Source organism: Amedibacillus sp. YH-ame10 (assembly GCF_053848885.1).
The window spans coordinates 178,940-203,382 of sequence record NZ_JBSPFA010000001.1; the positions used below are offsets into that span (position 1 = coordinate 178,940).

11 protein-coding genes, 1 tRNA gene and 1 pseudogene are annotated in these 24,443 nt (G+C 34.4%); 5 read left to right on the forward strand and 8 right to left on the reverse strand.

Going from position 1 to position 24,443, the window contains the following annotated elements:
• Positions 1–41: 41 nt before the first annotated feature.
• Positions 42–845, forward strand: coding sequence for a glutamate 5-kinase (proB, locus tag ACWG42_RS00925; protein ID WP_455789576.1), 804 nt, complete (start codon positions 42–44; stop codon positions 843–845).
• Complete coding sequence (locus ACWG42_RS00930; protein ID WP_455789577.1) at positions 836–2,080, forward strand: glutamate-5-semialdehyde dehydrogenase; 1,245 nt, start codon at positions 836–838, stop codon at positions 2,078–2,080. Before proB ends, ACWG42_RS00930 begins: the two co-directional genes overlap by 10 nt.
• Positions 2,081–2,232: 152 nt before the next feature.
• Here the strand turns inward: ACWG42_RS00930 and ACWG42_RS00935 are convergent, their stop codons facing one another.
• Together ACWG42_RS00935 and ACWG42_RS00940 are read right to left on the reverse strand one after the other, a co-directional pair.
• Complete coding sequence (locus ACWG42_RS00935; protein ID WP_455789578.1) at positions 2,233–3,234, reverse strand: isocitrate/isopropylmalate dehydrogenase family protein; 1,002 nt, start codon at positions 3,232–3,234, stop codon at positions 2,233–2,235.
• A complete protein-coding gene (locus ACWG42_RS00940) occupies positions 3,212–4,570 on the reverse strand; it encodes a citrate synthase (protein ID WP_455789580.1) in 1,359 nt (452 codons plus the stop codon). The genes ACWG42_RS00935 and ACWG42_RS00940 overlap by 23 nt, the downstream gene beginning before the upstream one ends.
• A 119-nt stretch (positions 4,571–4,689) precedes the next feature.
• On the opposite strand from ACWG42_RS00940, the gene ACWG42_RS00945 reads away from it, so the two are divergent.
• A complete protein-coding gene (locus ACWG42_RS00945) occupies positions 4,690–6,612 on the forward strand; it encodes an aconitate hydratase (RefSeq protein WP_455789581.1) in 1,923 nt (640 codons plus the stop codon).
• Between the two features lie 190 nt (positions 6,613–6,802).
• A pseudogene (locus tag ACWG42_RS00950) lies at positions 6,803–7,861 on the forward strand (serpin family protein).
• Between the two features lie 53 nt (positions 7,862–7,914).
• Here the strand turns inward: ACWG42_RS00950 and ACWG42_RS00955 are convergent.
• The 3 genes from ACWG42_RS00955 to ACWG42_RS00965 form a co-directional block, all read right to left on the reverse strand.
• Positions 7,915–9,237: an MFS transporter gene (locus tag ACWG42_RS00955; RefSeq protein WP_455789583.1), complete on the reverse strand. Its 1,323-nt coding sequence runs from the start codon at positions 9,235–9,237 to the stop codon at positions 7,915–7,917.
• A gap of 17 nt (positions 9,238–9,254) precedes the next feature.
• Positions 9,255–9,797, reverse strand: coding sequence for a metallophosphoesterase family protein (locus ACWG42_RS00960; protein WP_455789584.1), 543 nt, complete (start codon positions 9,795–9,797; stop codon positions 9,255–9,257).
• Between the two features lie 175 nt (positions 9,798–9,972).
• A complete protein-coding gene (locus ACWG42_RS00965; protein ID WP_455789585.1) occupies positions 9,973–11,610 on the reverse strand; it encodes a DUF1653 domain-containing protein in 1,638 nt (545 codons plus the stop codon).
• Positions 11,611–11,740: 130 nt separating this feature from the next.
• Here ACWG42_RS00965 and ACWG42_RS00970 point away from each other — a divergent pair.
• Positions 11,741–11,824: transfer RNA gene (locus ACWG42_RS00970), tRNA-Leu, on the forward strand.
• 417 nt (positions 11,825–12,241) lie between these two features.
• Here ACWG42_RS00970 and ACWG42_RS00975 read toward each other — a convergent pair.
• The 3 genes from ACWG42_RS00975 to ACWG42_RS00985 all read right to left on the reverse strand — a co-directional run bounded on the left by ACWG42_RS00975 (position 12,242) and on the right by ACWG42_RS00985 (position 24,434).
• Complete coding sequence (locus ACWG42_RS00975; protein WP_455789586.1) at positions 12,242–19,387, reverse strand: discoidin domain-containing protein; 7,146 nt, start codon at positions 19,385–19,387, stop codon at positions 12,242–12,244.
• 476 nt (positions 19,388–19,863) lie between these two features.
• Positions 19,864–23,727, reverse strand: a complete 3,864-nt coding sequence (locus ACWG42_RS00980; protein ID WP_455789587.1) for a leucine-rich repeat protein — start codon at positions 23,725–23,727, stop codon at positions 19,864–19,866.
• A gap of 410 nt (positions 23,728–24,137) precedes the next feature.
• A complete protein-coding gene (locus ACWG42_RS00985) occupies positions 24,138–24,434 on the reverse strand; it encodes a hypothetical protein (RefSeq protein ID WP_455789588.1) in 297 nt (98 codons plus the stop codon).
• Positions 24,435–24,443 lie beyond the last annotated feature (9 nt).

Here is a 24,443-nt window from a genome sequence, read left to right on the forward strand (position 1 = left end):
TCTATAATATAAGAAAACATTTACAAAGGGGTTGTAAGAAAATGAAACAAATGAAAGATATTAACAGAATTGTTATAAAAGTAGGTTCATCTACCTTAACTCATGCAAATGGCGGATTAAATTTTCAAAAGATCGATCAATTAGCTATGGTGTTGAGTGATATTAAAAATAGTGGTAAGGATATCATTCTTGTATCCAGTGGTGCAGTTAGTGCTGGAGTAAGTAAACTACAAATGAAATCACGCCCAACTTTGATGCGCGAAAAACAAGCAGCTGCTTCTGTTGGTCAATGTGAATTGATGTTTATATATGATAAGTTTTTCTCTCAATATGGACAAAAAATCGCACAATTATTGATAACAAAAACAGTTACCAATGACGAAACATTGCGAACAAACGCAATTAACACATTAGAAACTCTTTTAGAATATGGAGTGATTCCTATTGTAAATGAAAATGATAGTGTCGCTGTAGATGAAATTGCATATGGTGATAATGATACATTAAGTGCTGTCACTGCTTCTATTATCCATGCAGATCTTTTAATATTGTTAAGTGATATCGACGGTCTCTTTGACGATGACCCTTCAAAAAACCCAAATGCAAATTTGATACCTGTGGTAAGCACTATCGATGAATCCATCGAATCTATGGCAAAAGGTGCTGGTAGTAAACATGGAACTGGTGGAATGGTTACGAAAATACATGCCGCAAGATTTGCGAATGAACGAGGTATTCCTATGATTATTGGTAATGGAGAACGCCCTGCCATACTGTATGATATATTAAACAATGACTATCGAGGCACTTTATTCGATATTGAGGAGGAATCATCATGCAATTAGAAGAACTAGGGAAACGTTGTAAATCTTCAAGTGCGCAGATTATGAACGCAAGTTCACTTGAAAAAAACAAAATACTAGAAACAATCGCAAATGAATTACGCAATCATAGCGCAGAAATTATAGAAGCCAATAAAAAAGATATGGAGGCTGGAATCGCAAATCAAATGAATGCTGGTTTGATTGATCGTATGAAGTTAGATCAAGCGCGTATTGAACAAATCATTGAAGGAATTTATCAAGTTATGCAACTAGAAGATCCTATAGGTGAAATCAGCGAAATGAAGACTACATCTAATGGATTGCAGATTGGTAAAATGCGAGTGGCGTTAGGGGTTGTTGGAATGATTTATGAAGCACGTCCCAACGTTACGGTTGATGCGGCCATTCTATGTTTAAAAGCTGGTAATGCAGTTATGTTGAGAGGGTCTAAGGATATTCTACATTCGAATGTAGTGCTTGTTTCTCTGATGCGAAAAGCATTAACAGATTGTGGATTCAACGAAGATATTATCACTTTGCTCGAAGACACTTCTAGAGAAACAGCAACAAAGTTTATGAAATTAAATCAGTATTTAGATGTTCTAATACCAAGAGGTGGCGCAAATCTAATAAAAACAACCGTGGATCAAGCAACTGTACCAGTGTTAGAGACAGGTACTGGTAATTGCCATGTGTTTGTTGATAAAGAAGCAGATTTAGAAAAAGCTACTGCTATCATACTGAATGGTAAAACAACAAGAACTTCGGTATGCAATGCGTTAGAAAGTGTTTTGATTCATGAATGTATAGCCGATGATTTCACCATAAAATTACTTCAAAAACTAAAAGAAAAACATGTTGTCATACATGCGGATGAATATATCACTAACCTTGATAAAGAGTGTATTCTTGCTACTGAAGAAGATTATTACAAGGAATATCTCGATTTGGAAATTTCTATTAAACGAGTTATTTCTCTTGATGAAGCTATCCATCATATTAATAAATATAGTACTCATCATAGTGAAAGCATCATTTCTGAAAACTATACGAATGTTAAAAGATTTTTGCGTGAAGTTGATAGTGCTTGTGTATATGCGAATGCTTCCACTCGCTTCTCAGATGGTTTTGAATTTGGTTTAGGTGCTGAGATAGGTATAAGTACACAGAAATTACATGCTCGAGGCCCTATGGGGCTTAAGTCTTTAACAAATGAAAAATTCATTATTCTTGGTGATGGACAAATAAGAAACTAGCACAGATGATGTGCTTTTTCTTTACTTCCAAACGTATAAAGGGAACGAGTGTCGCCTCGTTCCCTTTCTTTATGGTTGTTTTCACAACCTATGCCTGGTATCTATATAATAATCAAAACAACTAACGCTATCAATATGATATAAGATATATTCTAGTGCTCTAAATGTGAGATGATTGCATCTCGATAATCCTCTGTCTTAGCATTTCCATGTAAATCAGGAGTTAATGCATTTGCTTCCTGTAGTACTTCATCTACCGCTTTACGAATCTTAAATGCAATTTCATGTTCTCCAAGATGTTCTAACATCATACATGCAGACCATAACAATGCTGTAGGATTTGCAATATGCTTACCAGCAATATCTGGTGCTGAACCATGCACTGCCTCAAACATAGCATAGTCATTTCCAAGATTGCAACTAGGCAACAATCCCAATCCACCGATTAAACCCGAAGTCAAATCAGAAACAATATCACCATAAAGATTAGGCATTACCATAACATCAAATGTTTCAGGACGCATAACCAATTGCATACAAACATTATCCACAATTTTATCATCCGAAATGATACTTGGATATTCTTTGGCGATTTCCTGGAAGATATCCAAGAACATTCCATCACTCATTTTTAAAATGTTTGCTTTATGTACACAAGTAACTTTCTTACGATTATTCATAACTGCATATTCAAATGCATCATGGATGATTCTTGTACTTGCTTTACGTGTGATAATTTTCTTAGCATGAACTGTATCAGCATCTATTTGTTCTTCAATTCCAACGTATAAATCTTCAGTATTTTCTCTAAAAGTAACAATGTCTACATTTGGAAATGGTGTTACTACTGCAGTATTTGATTTTGCTGGACGAATATTTGCATATAAGTCATATTGATTACGCAAGGTAACATTTAATGAACGAAATCCTTTTCCTATTGGTGTTGTAATAGGTGCTTTTAAAAGAATCTTGTTTTTTTCAAAAGATGCGAATGCTTCATCCGGAATCAATTTTCCATTACGGTGATACTCAGCTTCACCAACTTCGAAACATTCATATGTAATTGGGGCTTTTGCAGCCTCCAATATTTTTAATACTGCATCACAGATTTCAGGACCGATGCCATCTCCTTTAAATACTGTTATCGTCTTCATTATTTCTCTCCTCCATTGGTATATATTTCTTTGTTGTTCCTACATATTTCGTCGCAGGACGAACAATTCTTCCATCGTACAACTTATTTTCAATATTATGAGCAAGCCATCCAACAGTTCTAGCCATGACAAACAATGGTGTAAATAAATCTTCAGGAATTCCCATCATTTCATATACAAAGCCACTATAGAAGTCAACGTTACTAGAAACATTAATTCCTTTCACATCTAGGATAACTTCTTTCGCACATTGTTCAAAGCGTTGATAGAAAGCATATTCTTTCTCTTTGCCTTTCTTTTCCGCTAATTTTTCGATATATCCTTGTAATACTTCACTACGTGGATCACTTAACGTATAAATTGCATGTCCTAATCCGTATACTAAACCAGAATAATCATAGAATTGCTTGTGCAAAATACGATAAATCAATGCTTTGATTTCGATTTCATTTTCACAATATCCTATTTCATCAATAACAGCACGCATCATTCCACTTACTTTTAAGTTTGCGCCTCCATGACGTGGCCCTTTTAAAGAACCAATAGCACCTACGATAGAAGCATAGATATCTGTTCCAGTGGAAGAAATCACCACATTGGTAAAAGTTGAGTTGTTACCTCCACCATGATCTGCATGAACAATTAAGATCATATCAAGTAATTGTGCTTCAAGTTTTGAAAAGCTATGGTCTTTACGAAGCATGTATAAAATATTTTCCGCAATTGATAAATGTGCTTGTGCAGGGTGGATTACCAATGACTCTTTATTGTATTTATGCATTTTACTTTGATAAGCGTAGCATAAAATAGATGGCAATTTCGCAACAATATTAATTCCCTGTTCCAATGTGTTTTCCACAGTGATGTTATCTGGAGCGTCATCATAATCATATAATCCAAGAACTGCTTGTTGGATACGATTCATAATGTTTTTACCAGGCATTTGTAAGAATTTAGATTCTAAAAAATCATTTGGCAATTCATAATGAGATCTCAACAATTCACAAAAACCATCCAGTTCTTTTTGACTTGGTAAGTACCCAAAAAGTAATAAAAAGCAGGTCTCTTCATACCCGCATATCGTTTCATAGTTTCTACCCTTGATTATATCACGAAGTTCGATACCACGATAATAGAGTTTACCTTCATCATCCTGTTTTACATTTTCAACTATTTTATATCCGACAACGTCTGCAATCTTTGTTAAACCGACACGTACACCGGTACCATCCTCATTACGAAGACCCTTTTTTACATCAAATGTACGATATAGATCGTTGGCAATATCATTGTGTTCTCTAGCTTTTTGATAGAACGAATTTAATAGATCATTCATAGCATGGCCTCCTTTTGCAATATTCTTTCAATATTATATCATATTTTTCATAAAATCAATGAAATATTTTCATTTTTCATGGTATAATAATCCTTGTATATGAGAAAGGAAGAAGATTTATGCCAACAATTACAGAGAAAATATTAAAAGCACATCTTATCGAAGGTGAGATGAATCGTGGTGAACCAATCGCCATCCATATGGATCAAACATTAACACAAGATGCTACAGGTACCATGGCGTATCTACAATTAGAAGCTATGGGAGTGGATCAAGTAAAAACTGATATATCTATTAGTTATGTAGATCACAACACGTTACAAAGTGGCTTTGAAAACGCAGATGATCACAAGTATTTACAAACCGTAGCTATGAAACATGGAGTTCGTTTCTCTCGTCCTGGAAACGGGATTTGTCACCAAGTTCATTTAGAACGCTTTGCAAAACCAGGAGCAACCTTATTAGGAAGTGATTCTCATACACCAACTGCTGGAGGTATCGGATCCATTGCGATTGGTGCTGGTGGATTAGATGTTGCTTGTGCAATGGCGGGTATGCCATTTCATTTGAATATGCCGAAAATCATCAATGTGAAACTGAGTGGAAGTTTAACAAAAGGTGTTAGTTCAAAAGATATCATACTTAAAGTATTACAAATTTTAAGCGTTAAAGGCGGCGTTGGAAATGTAATTGAATATAGTGGAGATGGTGTTTCTACCCTAAGCATTCCTCAACGTGCAACCATTACCAATATGGGTGCTGAATTAGGCGCAACTACTTCCGTTTTCCCAAGTGATGAAGTCACTTATGAATTCTTAAAGAAACAACAACGTGAAAATGATTACACAGAAATCAAGGCAGATGAAGATGCTGTTTATGATCAAGTAATTGAACTTGATTTAAATACTTTAGAGCCAATGATTGCAATGCCTCACTCTCCAGATAATGTATTACCTTTATCTGAAGTATTAGGTTTAAAAGTGGATCAAGTTGCGATAGGAAGTTGTACAAACTCTTCTTATATGGACATGATGAGTGTTGCCAATATGTTACATGATAAAACAGTAGATCCAAGTGTTTCCTTAGTTGTATCTCCTGGTTCTCGTCAAGTTCTTCACATGATTTCTCAAAATGGAGGACTAGCGGATATGATTTCTGCTGGAGCTCGTATTTTAGAAAGTACTTGTGGTCCTTGTATTGGTATGGGACAATCCCCTATTACGAATGCATTATCTCTTCGTACCTTCAACCGTAACTTCTATGGAAGAAGTGGTACCTTAAGTGCTAAAGTATGCTTAGTTTCTCCTGAAACTGCTGCCGCAAGTGCATTGGCTGGATACATTGTAGACCCTAGAACTGTGGATTATACATTACCAGAAGAACCTGCTAGCTTTACCATCGATGATCGTATGGTAATCATTCCTGACAAAGAAACAGCAGAAGAAACAGAAGTTATTCGTGGTCCAAATATCAAACCATTACCAATCAATACACCACTAGATGATACAATTGTAAAACAAGTTATGATTAAAGTTGATGACAATATCACAACAGATCATATTGCACCTGCAGGCGCAAAAGTTCTTCCTTATCGTTCTAACATAGAAAAAATAAGTGAATTTATCTTTATGAACGTAAAAGAAAGCTTCCATGATGATTGTTTAAAATATGGTGGTGGATTTATCATTGCTGGAAACAACTATGGTCAAGGAAGTTCTCGTGAACATGCCGCATTAGCTCCTATGTATTTAGGAATTAAAGCTGTGGTTGCGAAAAGTTTTGCTAGAATCCATCGTGCAAACTTAATCAATTTCGGTATCCTTCCTTTTACCTTTATCAATGAAAGTGATTACGATACAATCGATGAAATGGACGAATTAAAATTAAGCGATTTAATGAACTTAAAAGAAAACACACCTGTCACAATGATGAACCTTACAAAAGGTATCTCTTATCAGATTGCTCATAATTTAACAGCTTTAGATATTGAAACTATTAAAGCAGGTGGAACATTAAATCTTATCCGACAAAATCAAAAATAAGAAAAGATGCGAAAGCGTCTTTTTTTGAAACATTTTCCTTTCCCATAGGGTATAAATAGTAGAATGGAGGGATTTTATGAAATCTAAACGTATAGGTTCAATTTTACTAGTTTCCTGTGTATTGCTTGGATGCTCTGTTAATAATGCAACAAGTGAGCCAAAGAAAGAAATACCATTATCAAAGGATATGATGAAGTCCACAAAGCAATTTTCTAGTAAGAGTGCAGCCTTCCTACTAAACAAACAAGAAAACATTTGTTATTCTCCTATGAGTGCATATCTTGCCTTAAGTATGAGTGCACAAGGCGCACAAAATACAACACTAAAAGAAATCCAAGAAGGATTAACCTTCGATGGTACAAATAAATCTTTAGCAAAACAAAGTAAAGATTTAATTCAATCCCTAAAACAAAACGAACATATCCTTTTAGGAAATTCTCTTTGGATAGATGCTCAATTTAGCTTAGATTCCGCATGGAAACAAACATTAGAAAAACAATATCTTGCGGATACCTTTTCAGTTGATTTCAATAACGAAAACACAAATATACAAATGGTGGATTAGCTCAATAAGCAAAGCAAAGTAACATGGAATATCGACTTACCTATTCAAAAAGATACCAAACTATCTATCATGAATACGATCTCCGTGCTGAATGAATGGGAACAGCCTTTCACACAAGAACTTACAAAACAAGATGATTTCTATCAAGCAGAGAATACTACTATAAAAGCAAATTTCATGCATATGTTAATAGCTAATCCATACTTAAAAACAGAAGACTACGAAAGAATACAACTTCCCTTAAAGGATGGTAATCTAATGTATTTCTTCCTACCAACACAACAAACTACAGTAGAAGATGTATTACAAAGCGATTGGTTAGAAGAACTCGATAATAAACAAGCAGAAGAAAGTAAGTTAATAGACCTTGCTCTTCCTAAATTCAAATACAATACAGACTTAAATTTAAAAAGCATGTTTCAACACCTTGGTGTTCAACAAGCCTTTGAACAAAATGCGCAATTCAAAAATAACATATATATTTCCTCCATCCTACAAGGCACACAAATGGATGTGAACGAATTTGGTGTAACAGCCACAAGTTATACAAAAGTTGATTTAATAGAAACCGCAAGAAATCCGGAGGGTAAAGTATCATTGAATTTCAATCGTCCTTTCTTATATGTTCTAACAACCAAAGATTGTCTACCTCTATTTACCGGTAGTGTCTATCAACCAAAATAAGCAGACTCCATATGTGGCGTCTGCTTTTCTTTCATTCCTATATACAATATGTATTATGCTTTGTTCTTTTTGTAATTCTTCTTCATTTCTTTTTCACTTTCTGGGTCTTTCACAAATGCTAAGAAGATAGCCCCTAAAATCATAAGTGGAATAAGTCCTAAAATACCATAACGCGTTTCTCCTGTCATCATGATAATCACAGAAACTGCGATTGGTCCTAAGATTGCAGAGAATTTAGAGAATACAGAGAAGAATCCAAAGAACTCATTACTATCTGCTTTATCTGGAATTAGCTTCGCAAAGTAACTTCTTGATACGGATTGAATTCCACCTTGGAATAACCCTACTAAGATTGCCACTGCCCAAATGAAGTTTGGATTGCTCTTAATCATAACTCCACTCGCTACAACACCAACATATCCAATAATACCTGCATAAATCATTTTCTTAGATCCGAAACGACCTACCAACCGACCAAAGAAGATAGATGCAGGGCAAGCAATAACATTAATAAAGATAACGACAACCAAGCTCATAACATCACTGATACCCATTTCCGTTGCTAGGCTTACTGCCATTTTAATAACCGTATTTACACAGTCGATATAAAAGAAATAGGATATACAAAACAGAAAGATATTTTTATTCTTCTTTACATCTTTAAACGTATGATATAAATGTGAAAAGGATTCTTTGACTACATTGGGTACTGGTTCATGATAATGCGTTTGTTTTACATTTTTCAACATTGGACGTGAATACACCCACCACCAAATAACCGCCATCCCCATTGTTAGACCACAAGCTAAACGATACGACAATGTAAATCCACCAAGTACTAAATCCCCATTCGCATCCCCAAACAAAGTAACTGCAGCGAAAGGAATAATAAATACAATAAAAGGTAACACACTTCCAATATATCCCCATGCATATCCTGCAGCAGATACTTTATCAACACGATCATCATCACACACATCTACAATAAATGCATCATAGAAGATAATAGAACCATTGTAACCTAGCATTGCGATAATAAAAATTACGATCGCCATTTTATAGTCGATAAAAGGTAGTGCTAAACCAAAACCTCCCGCAATTCCAAGAAAAAGAAAGAATTTAAACATCTTCATTTTCTTATCTTTATAATCTGCCATAGTACCTAATACTGGAGATATCAGCGCCAATATAATAGCATACACTGCATTTGCCCATCCCACATACACACTACTATCCCCTGGTGTGATCTTAGCGATTAACATTGGAAATATAACAGTACAAGTGGTTAATACTTGTGCACTATTTCCAACATCATAAAGGATCCAACTTGCCTCTTCTTTTGTGAATCCTAATTTCTTTAATAATTTTGTGAACATACATTCTCCTCTTTCTATTATGAATCCAAGCTAGATTCTTCATCACAATGATAAAGTCTAGTAACCATTTCCATATGTTGTATCTCTACAATAGCATATCCACTTTGTGGTGTACCAAAACATACAGAACCTGGATTCACTAATGTAACACCATCTACAACTCCTGAAAACTGATGATGTGTATGTCCGAAAAATACAGTATCGCACCCTTTTCTTTTTGCATAGGATGCAATTTTACCATATAAGGTGGACATACAAAAATCCATTAAATCCTCACTCTTAATATTCTTTTGTGATAAAACTTCTAGAATGGTCTCATCGTCAAATCTATTTCCATGGATACATAACACTTTACGTTCCTCTAAATCCATAATTAGTTCCATAGGCAAAGAGGAATCTTTATCGTGATTTCCACACACCAAATGAAATTTCGATAATTCTTGTAAAGGAAACCCTACATCTCCCAAATGAATAAACACATCTATACACTCACTGTGGTTAACTATCCTTTTTGTTTTTTCAAGTTCTCCATGGGTGTCACTCATTAGTAGTATTTTCATTTCCTTAATCCTTTCATCAATTTAATTATAATATGAATAGGAAGGAATAGAAATAAGAAATATGGCTTTCTTTCCCATTTTACGAAAAATTAACATTCTCTTGCCGTTTCATTAAAAGTTTTACTATGCCATGGGCTTTTATATATCAAGAAAAGAGTAAAGGGATAATCTCCATTCACTCCTTTATATATTTAAACCTAGGCACCATTTTTCCATCAACTTCCACGTTTTCTTTAAACATGCTTAGTGGACGTACCCACACACTACCTTCTCCATACAGTTGGCGATAAACAACATATTTCTCTAAAGTTTCACTATGGTATCCAACATATAATACAGCATAATGTTTTCCTTTAAAATGTTCATAGCGTCCTAAAGGAATATCTTCATTTATTTCTACCACAAGTGGTTTCTGTAAAGGTTCCTCTGCTATGATAGGTTTCTTTTCTTCTTTCTGAATGGGTGTTTTTAAAGGTGATACACTCTTTTTTTCTATCAAAATACATGAACTCTTTGCTTTCACACATATACGCACAGTATCCTTTATACAAGGATAAGATGTATCTTCTAACACATCAAATAAATCCATTCCTTGAGATGCGATATCCACTTCACAATCAGTATCCGCAACGTTCAACACAATAGTAAGACTCATTTCTTCATTATAACGCTTAAATACGAACTGTTCATTCTTTAATGAAATAGATTCATACGTCCCATCAAATAACACTGGATATTGTTGTCGTATACTTCCAAGTTTTGCAATATGTTTACTTAGCGGTATGTCCTTCATCTTTTCGATTTCTATCGAAGGACGAATATCCGCATCACTTCCATCATGTTTCTTACCTTCCATCGCCCATTCACTACCATAGTACACAGAAGGAATGCCTGGCATTGTATAGAGTAAGGTATACACGTTCACTAAATCTATTTTATCTTTCAATGTGCTCGCCAGTCGGTTAACATCATGATTATCTACAAAGTTGTATAAATGTAAGTGTTCATAGATTCCCCCTTTCGCAAACTGTCGATTAAGAGAATGTCCAATTTCAAAATAATTCTTATCATTATGAGATGAATATAGCCCCTTATAACATTCATAATTCGTTACTGAATCTAAAGTATCATTATTAGCCCATACAGTATAATCCCCATGAATGATTTCTCCCATCAACCAAAAAGATTCATCTTTTCTCTTACAATACTCCTTCAAACGATGGAAGAACTCTAAATCAATACAATCTGCCGCATCCAATCGCAATCCATTCACATGAAAATCATCCATCCACATGCCAACAGATTCTAATAAATATTGTACAACCTCCTCATTTTTTAAATTCAACTTTATAAGGTTATGGTACCCTTGCCATGTATCATAATTGAACCCATCATTGTATGGATTGTTTTGATCAAATCGAACATTCACAAACCAATTCAAATACTTAGAATTTTCTCTATTTTTTAAAATATCCTTGAACGCAAAAAATTCTCTTCCCACATGATTAAACACTCCATCCAACACAATATGAATACCTTCTTCATGAAGAGCATCACACACCCTCTTAAAATCCTCATTATCCCCTAAACGACGATCAAGCATACGATAGTCACTTGTATCATATCCGTGTTCATAACTTTCAAATACAGGTCCTAAATATACCGCATTTATTTGCATCTGTTTTAGATGTGGTATCCAATCCAATACTCTGGTAATAGAATGGGTAATCGTTTCTTCATGGAAACGTGGGGCACCACATAATCCTAAAGGATAGATGTGATAAAAGACAGCTTTGTTAATCCAATTTTTCATAAATTCACCTCATATAATATATATTAGTATATCATATCTTGATGATAGAAATGCTTTCACTAAAAAATTTAAAAATTTTCAAAAAAGTAATTGCAACATTTGAAAAATATGCTATAATAAACAGGCACATGCGGGCGTGGTGAAATTGGCAGACACGCTAGACTTAGGATCTAGTGCCTTGCGCGTGCAGGTTCAAGTCCTGTCGCCCGCACCAGTTCAAAGATAACTCTCAACCCCTTAAATAAAAGGCTTGAGAGTTTTTTTATACTCCATTACTTAATAATGTCTACTAACCTTATCTTTTATGCTCTTTTTAATTCACTAACTATGTGATATCTTTTATTTGCGAAGAGTTTGCTTTTATAACTGTTTCATTAACTTCCTCAACAATTGTAAATTCTTCTTCTGCCGACCAATTTTCTTTCTATTATAATTTTAATATATGTCTTCTTTTAGCTAATATATCTAAAGTCCTTGCTAAAGTTTTTTTGTTCCAAAAGAAATCAACCAAATGTTATAGAACCTAAATTCACAATATAAAAAGATAGCATATATGCTGATGAGGAACATATATGCTATCGATTATGATTGTTCTATTGTAAATTTATAGAACAACTTTTTAGAAATATGCTTATTTTGCTTTTTTCTTACGGAAGAATGCAAATACACCTGCGATCACTACTAGAAGTGCTGCTAAACCAGCCATAAGGAAGGATTGATCATTTGTAGTTCCCTTAGCTTTTGGTGTAGCATTTTTCTTAACTGTAGTATTAGCATTTGAATCTTTTTCTGCTTTTGTATCTTTTTTATCGGCAGTGTCTTTTTTATCTTCTGTATCATTTTTAGCATCTGCATTGTTATTTGCATTTGCATCATTTCTATTTGCTGGAGTTCTTACTGGAGTTCTTGTTGGACCATTGTTTGTATTTCCACCAGCTGCCGTATCATTTCCTTTATTATCTTCAGGTTGTTTTGGTTCTTCTGGCGTTGTTGGTGTTTCTGGTTTTTCAGGTTTCTCAGTATCTCCTACTGGTGCTTTCACAAGTGCTTTGATAGCCGCTTCAATACCTTCCACAGCGGTGTCAACAGCGTCTTGTGATACAGAATCATTATTCATAACGATTTCTGCATTTGATAATGTGTTTCTAAGTGCTGTAGCAGTAGCAATTGTATAATCATTGAAGTTGATTGCTTTAGCTTTGTTAATAGCTTCAACTAAAGATGATTTATCTGCTTTTGCTCTAGCTCTCATGTTTGCTTTTGTTAATGCAGTTGTCATATCATCGACTTCTGCTTGTGTTGCTGTTTCATTTGCAACAATTGCTTGTGCTTGTGCAAGTAAATCTTCTAATCCACTAACAGTTCCAGGGATGTAGTTTCCAATATTTGTCACAATATTTTGAGCAATTTGAATCTGAGTTACTAAGTTTTCTTTATTAGCAACGCGGATTAGATTACTGATTGCATTTGATAATGTATTGAATGCAGCATCTACTTCCATCGTTGTAGCATCGTCGTTTGTAACGACTACCTTCGCACTATTGATTGCTTCTACTAATGCAGCTTTAGAACTTTCTGTATAAATACCATCAAGTGCTTCTGCTTCTTCAATAAGGCTAGCTAATGGAGTTTTATCTACGATTAGCCACAATTCATTTGTTGCTTTAACAATTGCCTGTGTTGCTGCCTTGATAGCATCACGATCAGTTGAGTTCGCATCAACTAATTTCTGTCCTTCAGCTATAGCATCTTGCAATTCTTTCACTTTTCCAGGACGTACATCGTTGATACTTTCATCTGCTAATACTTCATTACCCAAAGAAATTGTAATTTCAAGACCTTGTAATAAGCTATCAATTGGGCCTAATTCATCTAATTGTAGTTTAGCCTTAGCCATAGCTGTTCTAGCTTGACCTGCTTCTGTACCAGAGATATCTTTTGCACCTTTTGCAAGGATTGCTTCTGCATTTGCTATCGCATCTGCCATCACTTTGAATTCTTCAGGAGAATACTTCTCTTCTAATAACTTGAATTTTTCCACGTCACTTGCTAATCCAGCAACCATACCTTCTGTTGCTAGTTTTTGATTTGCTAAATCTGATGTAGCTTTCTTCAAATTTGCAACAGCTGCTACAAGTTCTTCGATTGTAACACCTTCTTTTTCAGAAGTTGCTAATGCAGCATTATAAACTTCTACAAATGCGTTCATACCACTGATTGTATATTTGTAAAAATCATTATCAATTACTTTCTTAGCTTTTGTTAATGCTTCATCAATACGAACGACTTGCTTTCCAAAGAAATTCAATTCAGCTATAGATGCATATGCATTTTTCGTTCCACCTAATGATTCTAAGGCAATAAAGCGTACATAACGTGCATTTACTTTATCGAATTTAACTTCTTTTTCTACACCTGGTTCATCTAGAGAATTTCCATCGTTTTCAAAGTATCCTTCAACTACAGGTGTAAACTTCTTATCTGTACCTTCATCATTACTAATTTCAATACGATAATGTGTAATGTGTCCATTGGAACTTTCTTGACGCGCTAACATATTAATTTGTTCTAAGCTATATTCTGCACCCAAGTCAATTGTTACATATTGTGGTAATTTATATCCATTATTATAGTTAGAATGCCAAATCGTATCTGACTTACCATCAATTGTATATTCAGCACCTTGTTTTTCTGATGCAGACATACTAGATTCATCCACTTTCATCATTCCAGATTGATTAATCAAATCTGCACTAGAAGGTTGCTCAGTATTAGAACCTTTTAATTTAAGAGTTTTTATTGCTTTTACAAGTTTTGCTGTAACCTGATCAATTTCATCTTGTTTTACACCAGGTTTTTCAATCAATACTCTTGCTTCATTGGCAATTGTCTTCACTGCATTATAAGATTCTTTTGTATAAAGGATTTCATACAATGCATCAAACGTCGCAAGTTCGGCATCTAGTTTAGTTGTATCTGCACCTGCAATAACTGTGAATTCCATAGTATCTGTAAAGTTACCATCTTGAGATGTTGCAGTCAATGTTACAGTTCCTGCTGAGACCCCTTGAATTGCATAATAATATGCAGTTTCTGTTGGCACCTTAATTACTTTTGCAATATTTTCATCGCTACTTGTAATATTGTAGAATGGATTACTTACATTATTAGGAGCTACTGTTGCACTTACTTGTGCCAAATTGTTAATGCTAACCTTTTTCGCATTATCTTTATCCAATGTGATTTTTGTTGCATCTACTTTTGAATCTGTTTCAAATTCAATTTCGTATAAAGATAACATACGATTTTTCTCTGAACCTGAAGTAACTCCTGTTGCAGAACCAAGGGATTCTTGAGGTGTAATTACTACACGATCAATACCATCTTTTGCTTCCGCTGGAACTTTAAATTCAAAGATTGCTTGTTTCGCATTGAATGTTCCTAAATCATATTTCGTGTCCCCTTTATAACCTACTGCTTTGATTTTTGTAACACTACCATTACCATCTGCACGGTTATAAACTCTTACTTTTGTAAGTGGTTCAACTTTATTAAATGTAAAGGTCATATCCGTTGGTAATTTTACTTCTTCAGGGAATGTTGCTGCTGATTGGAACCATTTAAATTCTGCTAATGTTCCAGAAGTTTTTCCATCGAATAAGATTTCTTTCCAATCACTTTGTTGCCATAAATCAGTTCCTTTAATATCTTTTTTCACATCATTATCAAAAGCGATAGATTTTAAATCTGATGCCTTAAGGATATTTACAGTTTCAGGAGCAATTGGTTCAATTGTGTTATCAATCGTAGCATTTACTGTTGTTAAATCTTGACCAACTAATACTGCATGTGTTTCTGTTGTATCCCATGTGAAGTCTGTTTTCGCAGTAATGCTTACTTTTGCTAAGCTTCCTGTTCCATTGATTAACTCTTGTTTACCTAAGTTTGTGAAACTAATATAGTTATCAATGCTCATGTCAGTATGAATTCTCTCTTGTGAAAGATTCTTCATAAAGATAGATGCTACAGATGCACTCGCTGCAGATGTAGTAAATAGATCTTTATCGACTGGTAGTTCAACACTGAATGAGTTAACATTCTTCAATCCAATACCATATACATCAACAGTGAATACATCACCTGCTTTGATATCTGTTTTTGAAGGAATTAATTTAATTTTTCCATCGACACCTTTTTTCGCTTCTGTGACAGGATCACCAAGTTGACGAGCTACATAAGATACATCATATGCATCGATTGTTTCATTTTCATCAATATCTGCACCTGCTGGTACGATATAGTTATCCCAATCACTATCCGCTGGAGTTAATCCCATGTAGTTTTGGTAGAATGTTAAATCGCCTTCATCGATAGCACCTGAATTACTCACATCGCCTACAAGTTTTCCTCTAGACCCTTCTACAATATAAGGTCGAATTGCATATGCTTGTAACATACCTGCTGCTGAATTCTTCACCGTTAGTTTTAAATAACGAGCGTTGAATTTCGTAGAGAATTCATGCATGAATTGACGTCCATCTTCATTGTTATCAACGATGACACTTTGCTTAACATCGTTTACAAGATCTCCGTATTCTTTCCAGTTAATGCCATCATTACTATAAGATACACCAAATTTAGTTACAGCTCCATTCGCCATATTTTCACGACAAATGTATTCTAATTTATCCAATGTGTATGATTTTTTAAGATCAATAATCATAGCTTTGTTCTTCCAAGCATCCGCTGCGGCAGAACTATATTCAGATTTATTATCTTCATCAAACATATTTTCGAATTTACCACTATATGCCTTTGGTACTTCTCCATCTTCAAAGGTTGCTTCCAATCCTTGAGGAACATTACGATATGGATTGTCTGCAGTTTTTACAGTGATTAATTCACCCCAATTAGAATATCCTTCAGGAGTGACTGTTCTAACTCTGTAGGTATGATCCGTTAAGTATGTTAATTCTTTTTGTGTATAAGATGCCTCTAGGATGTTTCTATATATGTTACCATCAACTTCGATATCATAAGTAGTTGCACCTTCAACTGCATCCCAACCTACTGTGATTTCACTATCTGTTTTAGCGACTTCCTTGATACCTGTTGGTACTGCTAAAGATTCATTAAGTACATCTTTTCCTAAATCTTGTACATTTTCAAATCCTTCGACAACTACTTTGAATCCATGTTCTGTAATATCCACTTTTTCAGCTGATTTTACATATAGTTTTGGAGCAGTTGTTTCTTCTGTGTTTTCATATTTAGAACCTTTTGATGCGTATTCTTTCATAATGATAGAAGGTTTTTCATTGTAGAAGTACACATTTTCTGTTGCTTTGTCATACTCTTCTTGTGTTTTAACTTCTTTAAATGTAACGTTTTCTCCTGCTACATTACCTTTTACAGATGTAGGAGCTTTAGATACATTTACAATGAATTCATTGGAACGTTCTTTTACCATTCCTGTATAGCTACCGATTGCTTTGTCAATTGTTAATGTAGCAGTTCCTTCTTTTACATTAGAGCTAATATTTGTTGATACAGTAGCACCACCCAATGTTTTTCCATCATCTTCGTGTGCAACAAATTCTGTTTTTCCACTTGGATAGAATTCAACAATACGTTGTGAACGATCAAGTCCATCTGTATTTGTTTCTGTTTTTTCTTCTGGGTTGTTATTTTCTGGATACATTGGAATAATCGCACCATTTTTTACGAACAATGGAAGTTTCCAAATTGGAGCGTCAAAGTTATTTAAAATTTGTCCTCCACGATATTGTTTTCCAGTGAAATAATCTGTCCATACATCACTTGTAGAAGGTAGATAGATATTATTACGAATATCATTTCCTTCTGCATCTGCTGCAGTTTCTTGATAAACTGGAGCAACTAAGAAATTATCTCCATACATGTATTGGTATTCTGTTGCTTTACCTAAAGTATATGGATTTTCTTCTTCCAAGAACATAGCACGAATCATTGGAAGTCCACCTTCTGCTGTCGCAGTATGTGAAATTGTATTGGTATATGGAGCTAATTGTGCTTTTAATTTAAGGTATGTACGGTTGATTGATGTTCCATCTTCTCCTAATGCCCAAGGTGATTTTTGATTAGATCCCCAACCATCCATGTCTAGCATATACGTTGTGAATGCTTTCCACTGGAAATCACGTGTCCATACTTTTTTATTTTTCCCACCAAAGATACCATCCATATCACTACCAACATTTGGTTGTCCTGATAAAGATGTTCCAATATATGTAGGAATATGGAAACGAATATACTCCCATTGTCCACCAGTTTGGTCTCCTGTCCAGATTCCACCATAACGCTGTGTACCTGCCCAACCATTTAATGTAACAATATTTGGTTTCATTCCTGATTTCGAAGCAATTGCATCATATGCTACAGAAATACCATTCAATGCCATTGAGTAACCAGGTCCAACCCATGCAACGTCTGTCTTTACAGAGTGAACACCTGATTCAACTTCTTTATAAATATCCCTTTCACCTTTTTGTGGGTTATTAGGATCCGCTGGCCACAAGTTTGATTGTGTCCATAATCCTGTTTGTACACCATTTTCAATTGCATAATCTGAGAAATCTTTTAAGTTGTCAAGATCTCCTGATTGTGATGATGATTGTCCATAACCACAACCATAACCATCATTTGGAAGGAACCAACCTAATGGCATATCGTTTGATTTATGATCTTCGATTACTTGTTGTGCAGTCGCATTTGACTCACCCAACAAGGTTTCTTTTTCTCCACCATTATCTGTTGTGGATTCTTTGTACCATTTATCGCCTAATTTAACTGCCCCTGAATCTGTTTCTTTTGCCTCTACCCAATAGTCACGATTATAACAGTTCAAATGACCAAGATAGGATGCATATTCAGGTAACTCTGCAGGATTTCCTGTTAACTCATAGTAATCTCCAAAGATATCCTCAGCTCCATCATCAATAAAATAATATGCATCAAAACGTTTTTCATTATGATCCGTTGTGATAGTATCAGCTGATGTCTTTGCGAAATCATAAGTTCCTGGTTTCCAAGTATTTCTTACAACACCATATCCATCTGTTGACCAATAGAATGGATTAGGACTTGCAACACCTTGGTCTGTCCACGTTCCTTTTTTCTCTACTTCAACAATATTGCCTTTATGTGAGAAACGTCCATTTTGTGTTCCTCCACCATAGAAATATTCATCTTTGTCTGTTTTTAAAGTTTGTACTGTGCTTCCGTTTTTATATTTAAGGGGTTCTGTTTCTTCCCAAACAACAGTTCCATCCGCTTTCATAACTTTTAGTAAAGAATTTTCTTTTTGAACTCTGATGGTAACTTTCTTTGTTGTAATTGTATAATGTGTTCCCTCATCCACAACTTTTGGTTGAACATCATATTCAGCTTCATAATCAGAATCTGTTTTTGCTGTTATAGTTGCTGTATGATCCTTTGATGATGGTGTTGGATAGTCTTGAAAATCAGATCCATCTGGTGCCATATACATTCTAAATACATTTTCCTCTAAGAATGTAAAACGTAATCTCTCTCCAGTAGAGATATTGAATGTAACTTGATTGCCATCTTTTGTCATAGAAGCAACAGAACCTAAAACGTTGTAGCCTTTACTGTCGGCTTCTTGAGTTGAAATATTTTCTTTTGCAGATAGATTAACCGTTGTAGAACCTATTGCGGACAGTGTCATTGTTGCAGCTAAGGAAGCTGTACCAATTTTCTTAATTGTCTTATGTTTCATCTTCGTTTACCCTCATTCCTCTTTCATTCGCTTTTTTACTGCTGATAAAGCTATTCAGTTGTGTGTTCTATATAAACATTTCTACAGCCTATACACCTCCTATACAATCGAATATAGAAACCTCCCACTATCAAATATATGTAAACGGTTTCACAGAATACAAAATTATTATAGCTTGATTTTTTTTATCTGGCTATGTAATTTTTACCATTCTTTTTGCACTTTTTAACATTTTATGTGATAAAAATGCCCATTTCTATGTCAATTTGTCACAGATAGCGTGTGCTTTTTGTGATATTTATGTGACGGCATATTCTATATCCCCTTTATTTATAGTAGTTTTGAAAAAAGCGTTTTCATAAATTGTGGAAACTCACTAAAGTTTGCACAAAACCATTGCATTTTTTACTTTTTTCATAGAAAAAAGAATTTCATTAGAAACATTTCAATGAAATTCTTTTTCGATTTATATCTTTCTAGATAACTTTTTTACGAGCCTTCATGATTGCTTTGAGTACATTTGTATTCATTTCTTTCACTTGCTCTTTTGTCGCATTCGAATTTTCAATTAACTCTTGCGCATCTTGTACTTGTTGCTCTAATCCTTTTATAGTGGATGCTATATATTCTGATTTATGAGATAGAATATCCAGAGCCATTTCAACATTGGAGATAAGTGATGATTTATCTACTTTTATTTTCAAGTTCACAAATGCATCAAGAAGTGCTTGATACGTATCATTTACCTCTTGTTGTGTTGCAAAGATATCATTATATACATCGAGTGCATCGCTCTGTGCATTAGCAAAGATCGTCCAGCTATCTACTGTATATGCGTCTTCTTGATAGGTTGTACATATATCCATAAAGTCTTTTAAAAATGTCTTTTCTACAGTAACTTTACATTCTTGAATCGCATCTTTTAAAGACTGTGTAGCTTCCTTTAACATATCGATGGATGTTGTTCCAGCATTCAATAGCTCTTCACTTTTAAGAATAGCATTCTTTAAGTTTTCAATGCTCTGAGGAAGCATTCCCTCTACATCGCCATTTACTAGATCCTTTGCCAAAACAATTACTTGTAATAATTCATTACGTGCAGCGACTATATCTAAATTACCTTTTTCATCTTGTAGTAATTTATATATATTCAATAGTTCTGTACTCGATATATTGGCATAGTCTATCTTCAACAATGCAGTTGCTTCTTCGATGTAATTTTTCATCGTTTGAAATTCTTCCGTAGTAAAAGAAGTTTCTAATTGACTACAAAGATCTAACAAATGAATAAATTCTTGAATTTGTGTTTCACTCGCTCTTGCAACTAAAGCAAGATAACTCGCTTGTAAACGTTCGTAAACATCATCTATTTCTTTTTGTGTTGCGTCTTCATTCTCATACACTATGTTAGAAACATCACGCAATTCATCAAATACATGATAGGAATCAAGTGTATACTGAGTTTCATCAATATCACGTACTTGATCGATCAATTCTTTTAGTTTTGTTTTATTTACATCGTATATAGTAATCGTACAAGTTGCTTGCATATCATTGCTCGTTGTAACACGTATTTGTACAGTACCTTCACGATGTGCTAATACATTTCCATTTTCATCTACACTTGCAATTTTTTCATCACTACTTGTCCAACGTAGAGTTTTATCCTGCGTTGTATTACTTGGATTGATTTGTGCAGTTAATTTCAAAGTTTTTCCAACTTTTAATGAAGCTGAGGTTACATCTAAAGTTACAGATTCAATTGGTACTGGTTTCTTATTAACTTTCACTTCACAAAGCGCTTCTTTCCCATTATTTGTAGATACACGGATGGTCGCAGTTCCTTCTTTGATTGCTGTAACCTTTCCTTCTCGAACTGTAGCTATAGAAGGATTGCTTGATGTCCAAGTCAATGTTTTATCTTCCGTAGCAGATGCAGGAAGAATAGTTGCTATTAGCGTTTCTTCAAGGCCTTCCTCTAACGTTAACTGTTGTTTGTTTAATTCTAAACGCTCGATTTCAATCACTTTACGTTTCACGACTATATCACAAATAGCACTTAATCCATTGCTCGTTTTTGCAGTGATACGCGTAGTTCCTTCGCCTTTTGCAAGAACTTCACCATCATTTACCTGCGCGACGTTCTCATTACTGCTAGTCCACTGAATGGTTGTATCATCTGTTGTATTATTTGGATTGATTGTTGCTTGTAACATAAGATTATCACCAATCTCTAATTCTGCTTCTTTTTTATCCAAAACGATAGAAGTGATTGGTATATCCACAACAGGTTTTGTAACAGTTACTTTACATTCTGCTTTTTTATTGTTGATTGTTTTCACCGTAATAGTAGCCGTACCTGGAGCAAGCGTAGTTACTTCTCCATGTTGATTCACAATGGCCACTCGTTCATTACTTGAGACCCAAGTTAAAGAAGTATCTTGCGTTGTATCATTTGGATTGATAGTTGCTCGTAAACTTTGTTTTGTATCAATATCAAGAACCATCGCTGTTTGATTTAAAGATACAGACTTAATATCACTTTTTACTTCCACAGTACATTCTGCAGTGATTCCATTTATTGTAACTGCACGAATAGTTGCAGTTCCTGGACGTCTTGCAAATATTGATCCTGTAGAATTTATGGTCGCAACTTCAACATTATCAGATTCCCAGCGTATAACTTTACTCATCGTTGTATTGCCCGGATTGATTGTAGCACGTAGTCCAAGAGAAGTATTGATTTGCATTGATACTCGCTCTTCACTCAATGTAACTCCACTGATTGGTATCAATGTATCATCTACATTTACTTCAGCATTAATTGCATTACCGTTAGAGTTCTTAGCAGTAATAATCGCAGTTCCAACATTATTCGCAACTACATTTCCCATAGAATCAACACTCGCTACCTCTGGATTACTTGATGTCCATGTAAGAAGTGAATTATCAAGAATTGTATAAGGAGATAATATAACTGTTAATTTGCTTTGTTCTCCCAATTTCAAGTTCAACGTTGATTGATCAAAATTAATACCAGACTCAATAAGTTTAAATTTGATATTATTTTGTCTTGCATATTTGTGTGCGACGCTATTATCGCTAACCATCATAGTCGCATTGTTTGAATTTGATAAGATTCTACTACCGATTGCTTTATCCTTGATTGAAGTAGGGAAAGATACACTTGCTAAATTTGGGCAGTCCGCAAAGGCAGTTGCTCCAATTTCCGTTACCCCATTCGGTAGTATGATAGATTCCAAGCTATCACAATATCGGAATAAGCTTTCATTTATAATTTTTAAACGCTTTGGTAATCGAATAGTCTTTAAATTACGACAATATGAAAATGCTTGCATTCCAATCGATTCAACACTATCTGAAATATAAACTTCCTCTAAACTAATACATCCACTGAATGCATAACCACCGATACTATTAATTGTATCTGCAATATATATAGATGTTAATGAACTACAACCACTAAACGTAGCATCACTAATTTCAGTGACCTTAGGTGGTATTTTGATGTCCACTAAAGATGTACATCCAGTAAATGCACCATAGCCAATTGCAATCAAGTTTTCTGGTAAATCTATCGTTTGTAGCACGATACAATCTTTGAATGCACTTTGTGAGATACTCAATAGTGTACTTGGCAGTTGAACAGAGGATAGCGATAAACATCCAGAAAAAGCACCAGACCCAATCGTTGTAAGACCTTCTGGTAATTCAATAGAGGCAAGCATAACACAATCCGAAAATGCATTGCTATCCAAGCTAACAAGTGTACTAGGTAATTGTATGGTCGTTAGTGATTTACAATTTCCAAAAGCAACACTTCCTATCGTTTCCATTCCCTCTGGCAAAACAACTTCTGTCAAAGACATGCAATCGAAGAAGGTACCATAACTTAAACTACGTATATTTTTAGGTAGTCTTATACTTTTTAATCGACTATTTCCAGCAAATGCATATTTCCCTATAGAGACAACATTGTCAGGTATTACAATCGATTGAATACTATTACACTGCGAAAAAGCATATGCATCTATAGTTCTTATAGTATCCGCAATCACGAGTGTCTCAATACTTTTACATTCTGCAAATGCTCCATATCCTATTTTTGTAACCTTTTTACCATCGATTTCTGATGGTATTACTACATTCTTATCTGCTCCATTATAATTTGTGATTTTAACATTGTTATCATCTACAATTTCATATGCATAATTGCCACTTACTTTTGCTGCAATTACAGTTGTCTCATTATTAAATGTTACGATTGTAGTTGGTATAATGAGAGATAATGCCAAACATAATTTAATTGTTTTTCTCATAGTTTCCTAATTTCCTTTACATTTTATTTTACTTGTATAAATGAATGCCGTATGCAAAAACACCATCACTTTCTATTCTTCTGCAAAACACGTTTCATTTCCATTTATCACATATAAGTATAAATAAAAACACCAGCAATGATCTGGAACAATTTCGGATAAACCATTTTGATATTTGATAGTAACCATAGTATAACATGATAAAAATCATATGTAAACGCATTCTTATGTGTTTTAATGTGAAAAATGTATATTTCACATGCTCCCTATAAAGCTTAATTATAGCATCGAATAATCATCTTATTTGTGACAATCACAAATAAGACCCTCTCTTTTTAAATCCATTTGAACAATTATGGTACAAAAAAAGGTGGAATTTAAGTTCGCACCATATTTCATGTTCTATACGTTTATGCATTCCCTTTTTTTATGAGATACCCAATTCCATACATTGTAGCGGCATACGCCAAACAAGGTATAATATTTGCTAATACACTTTGGAATAACATTCCCATTTGATCCGATGTATTCAAATTATAGCTTGCACAATAACTCACAAAAGTTTGGTATGCAGTATATGCAGCATACCCCATGTATAGTACTAACAATACCGCTAACACATAAAATATTACATGCGTATTATCCTTTTTCAACACTTCTTTTTCTACGATAACATTTCCGTTTTCATCTACACTATTGTTTTTCATTTTCTTCTC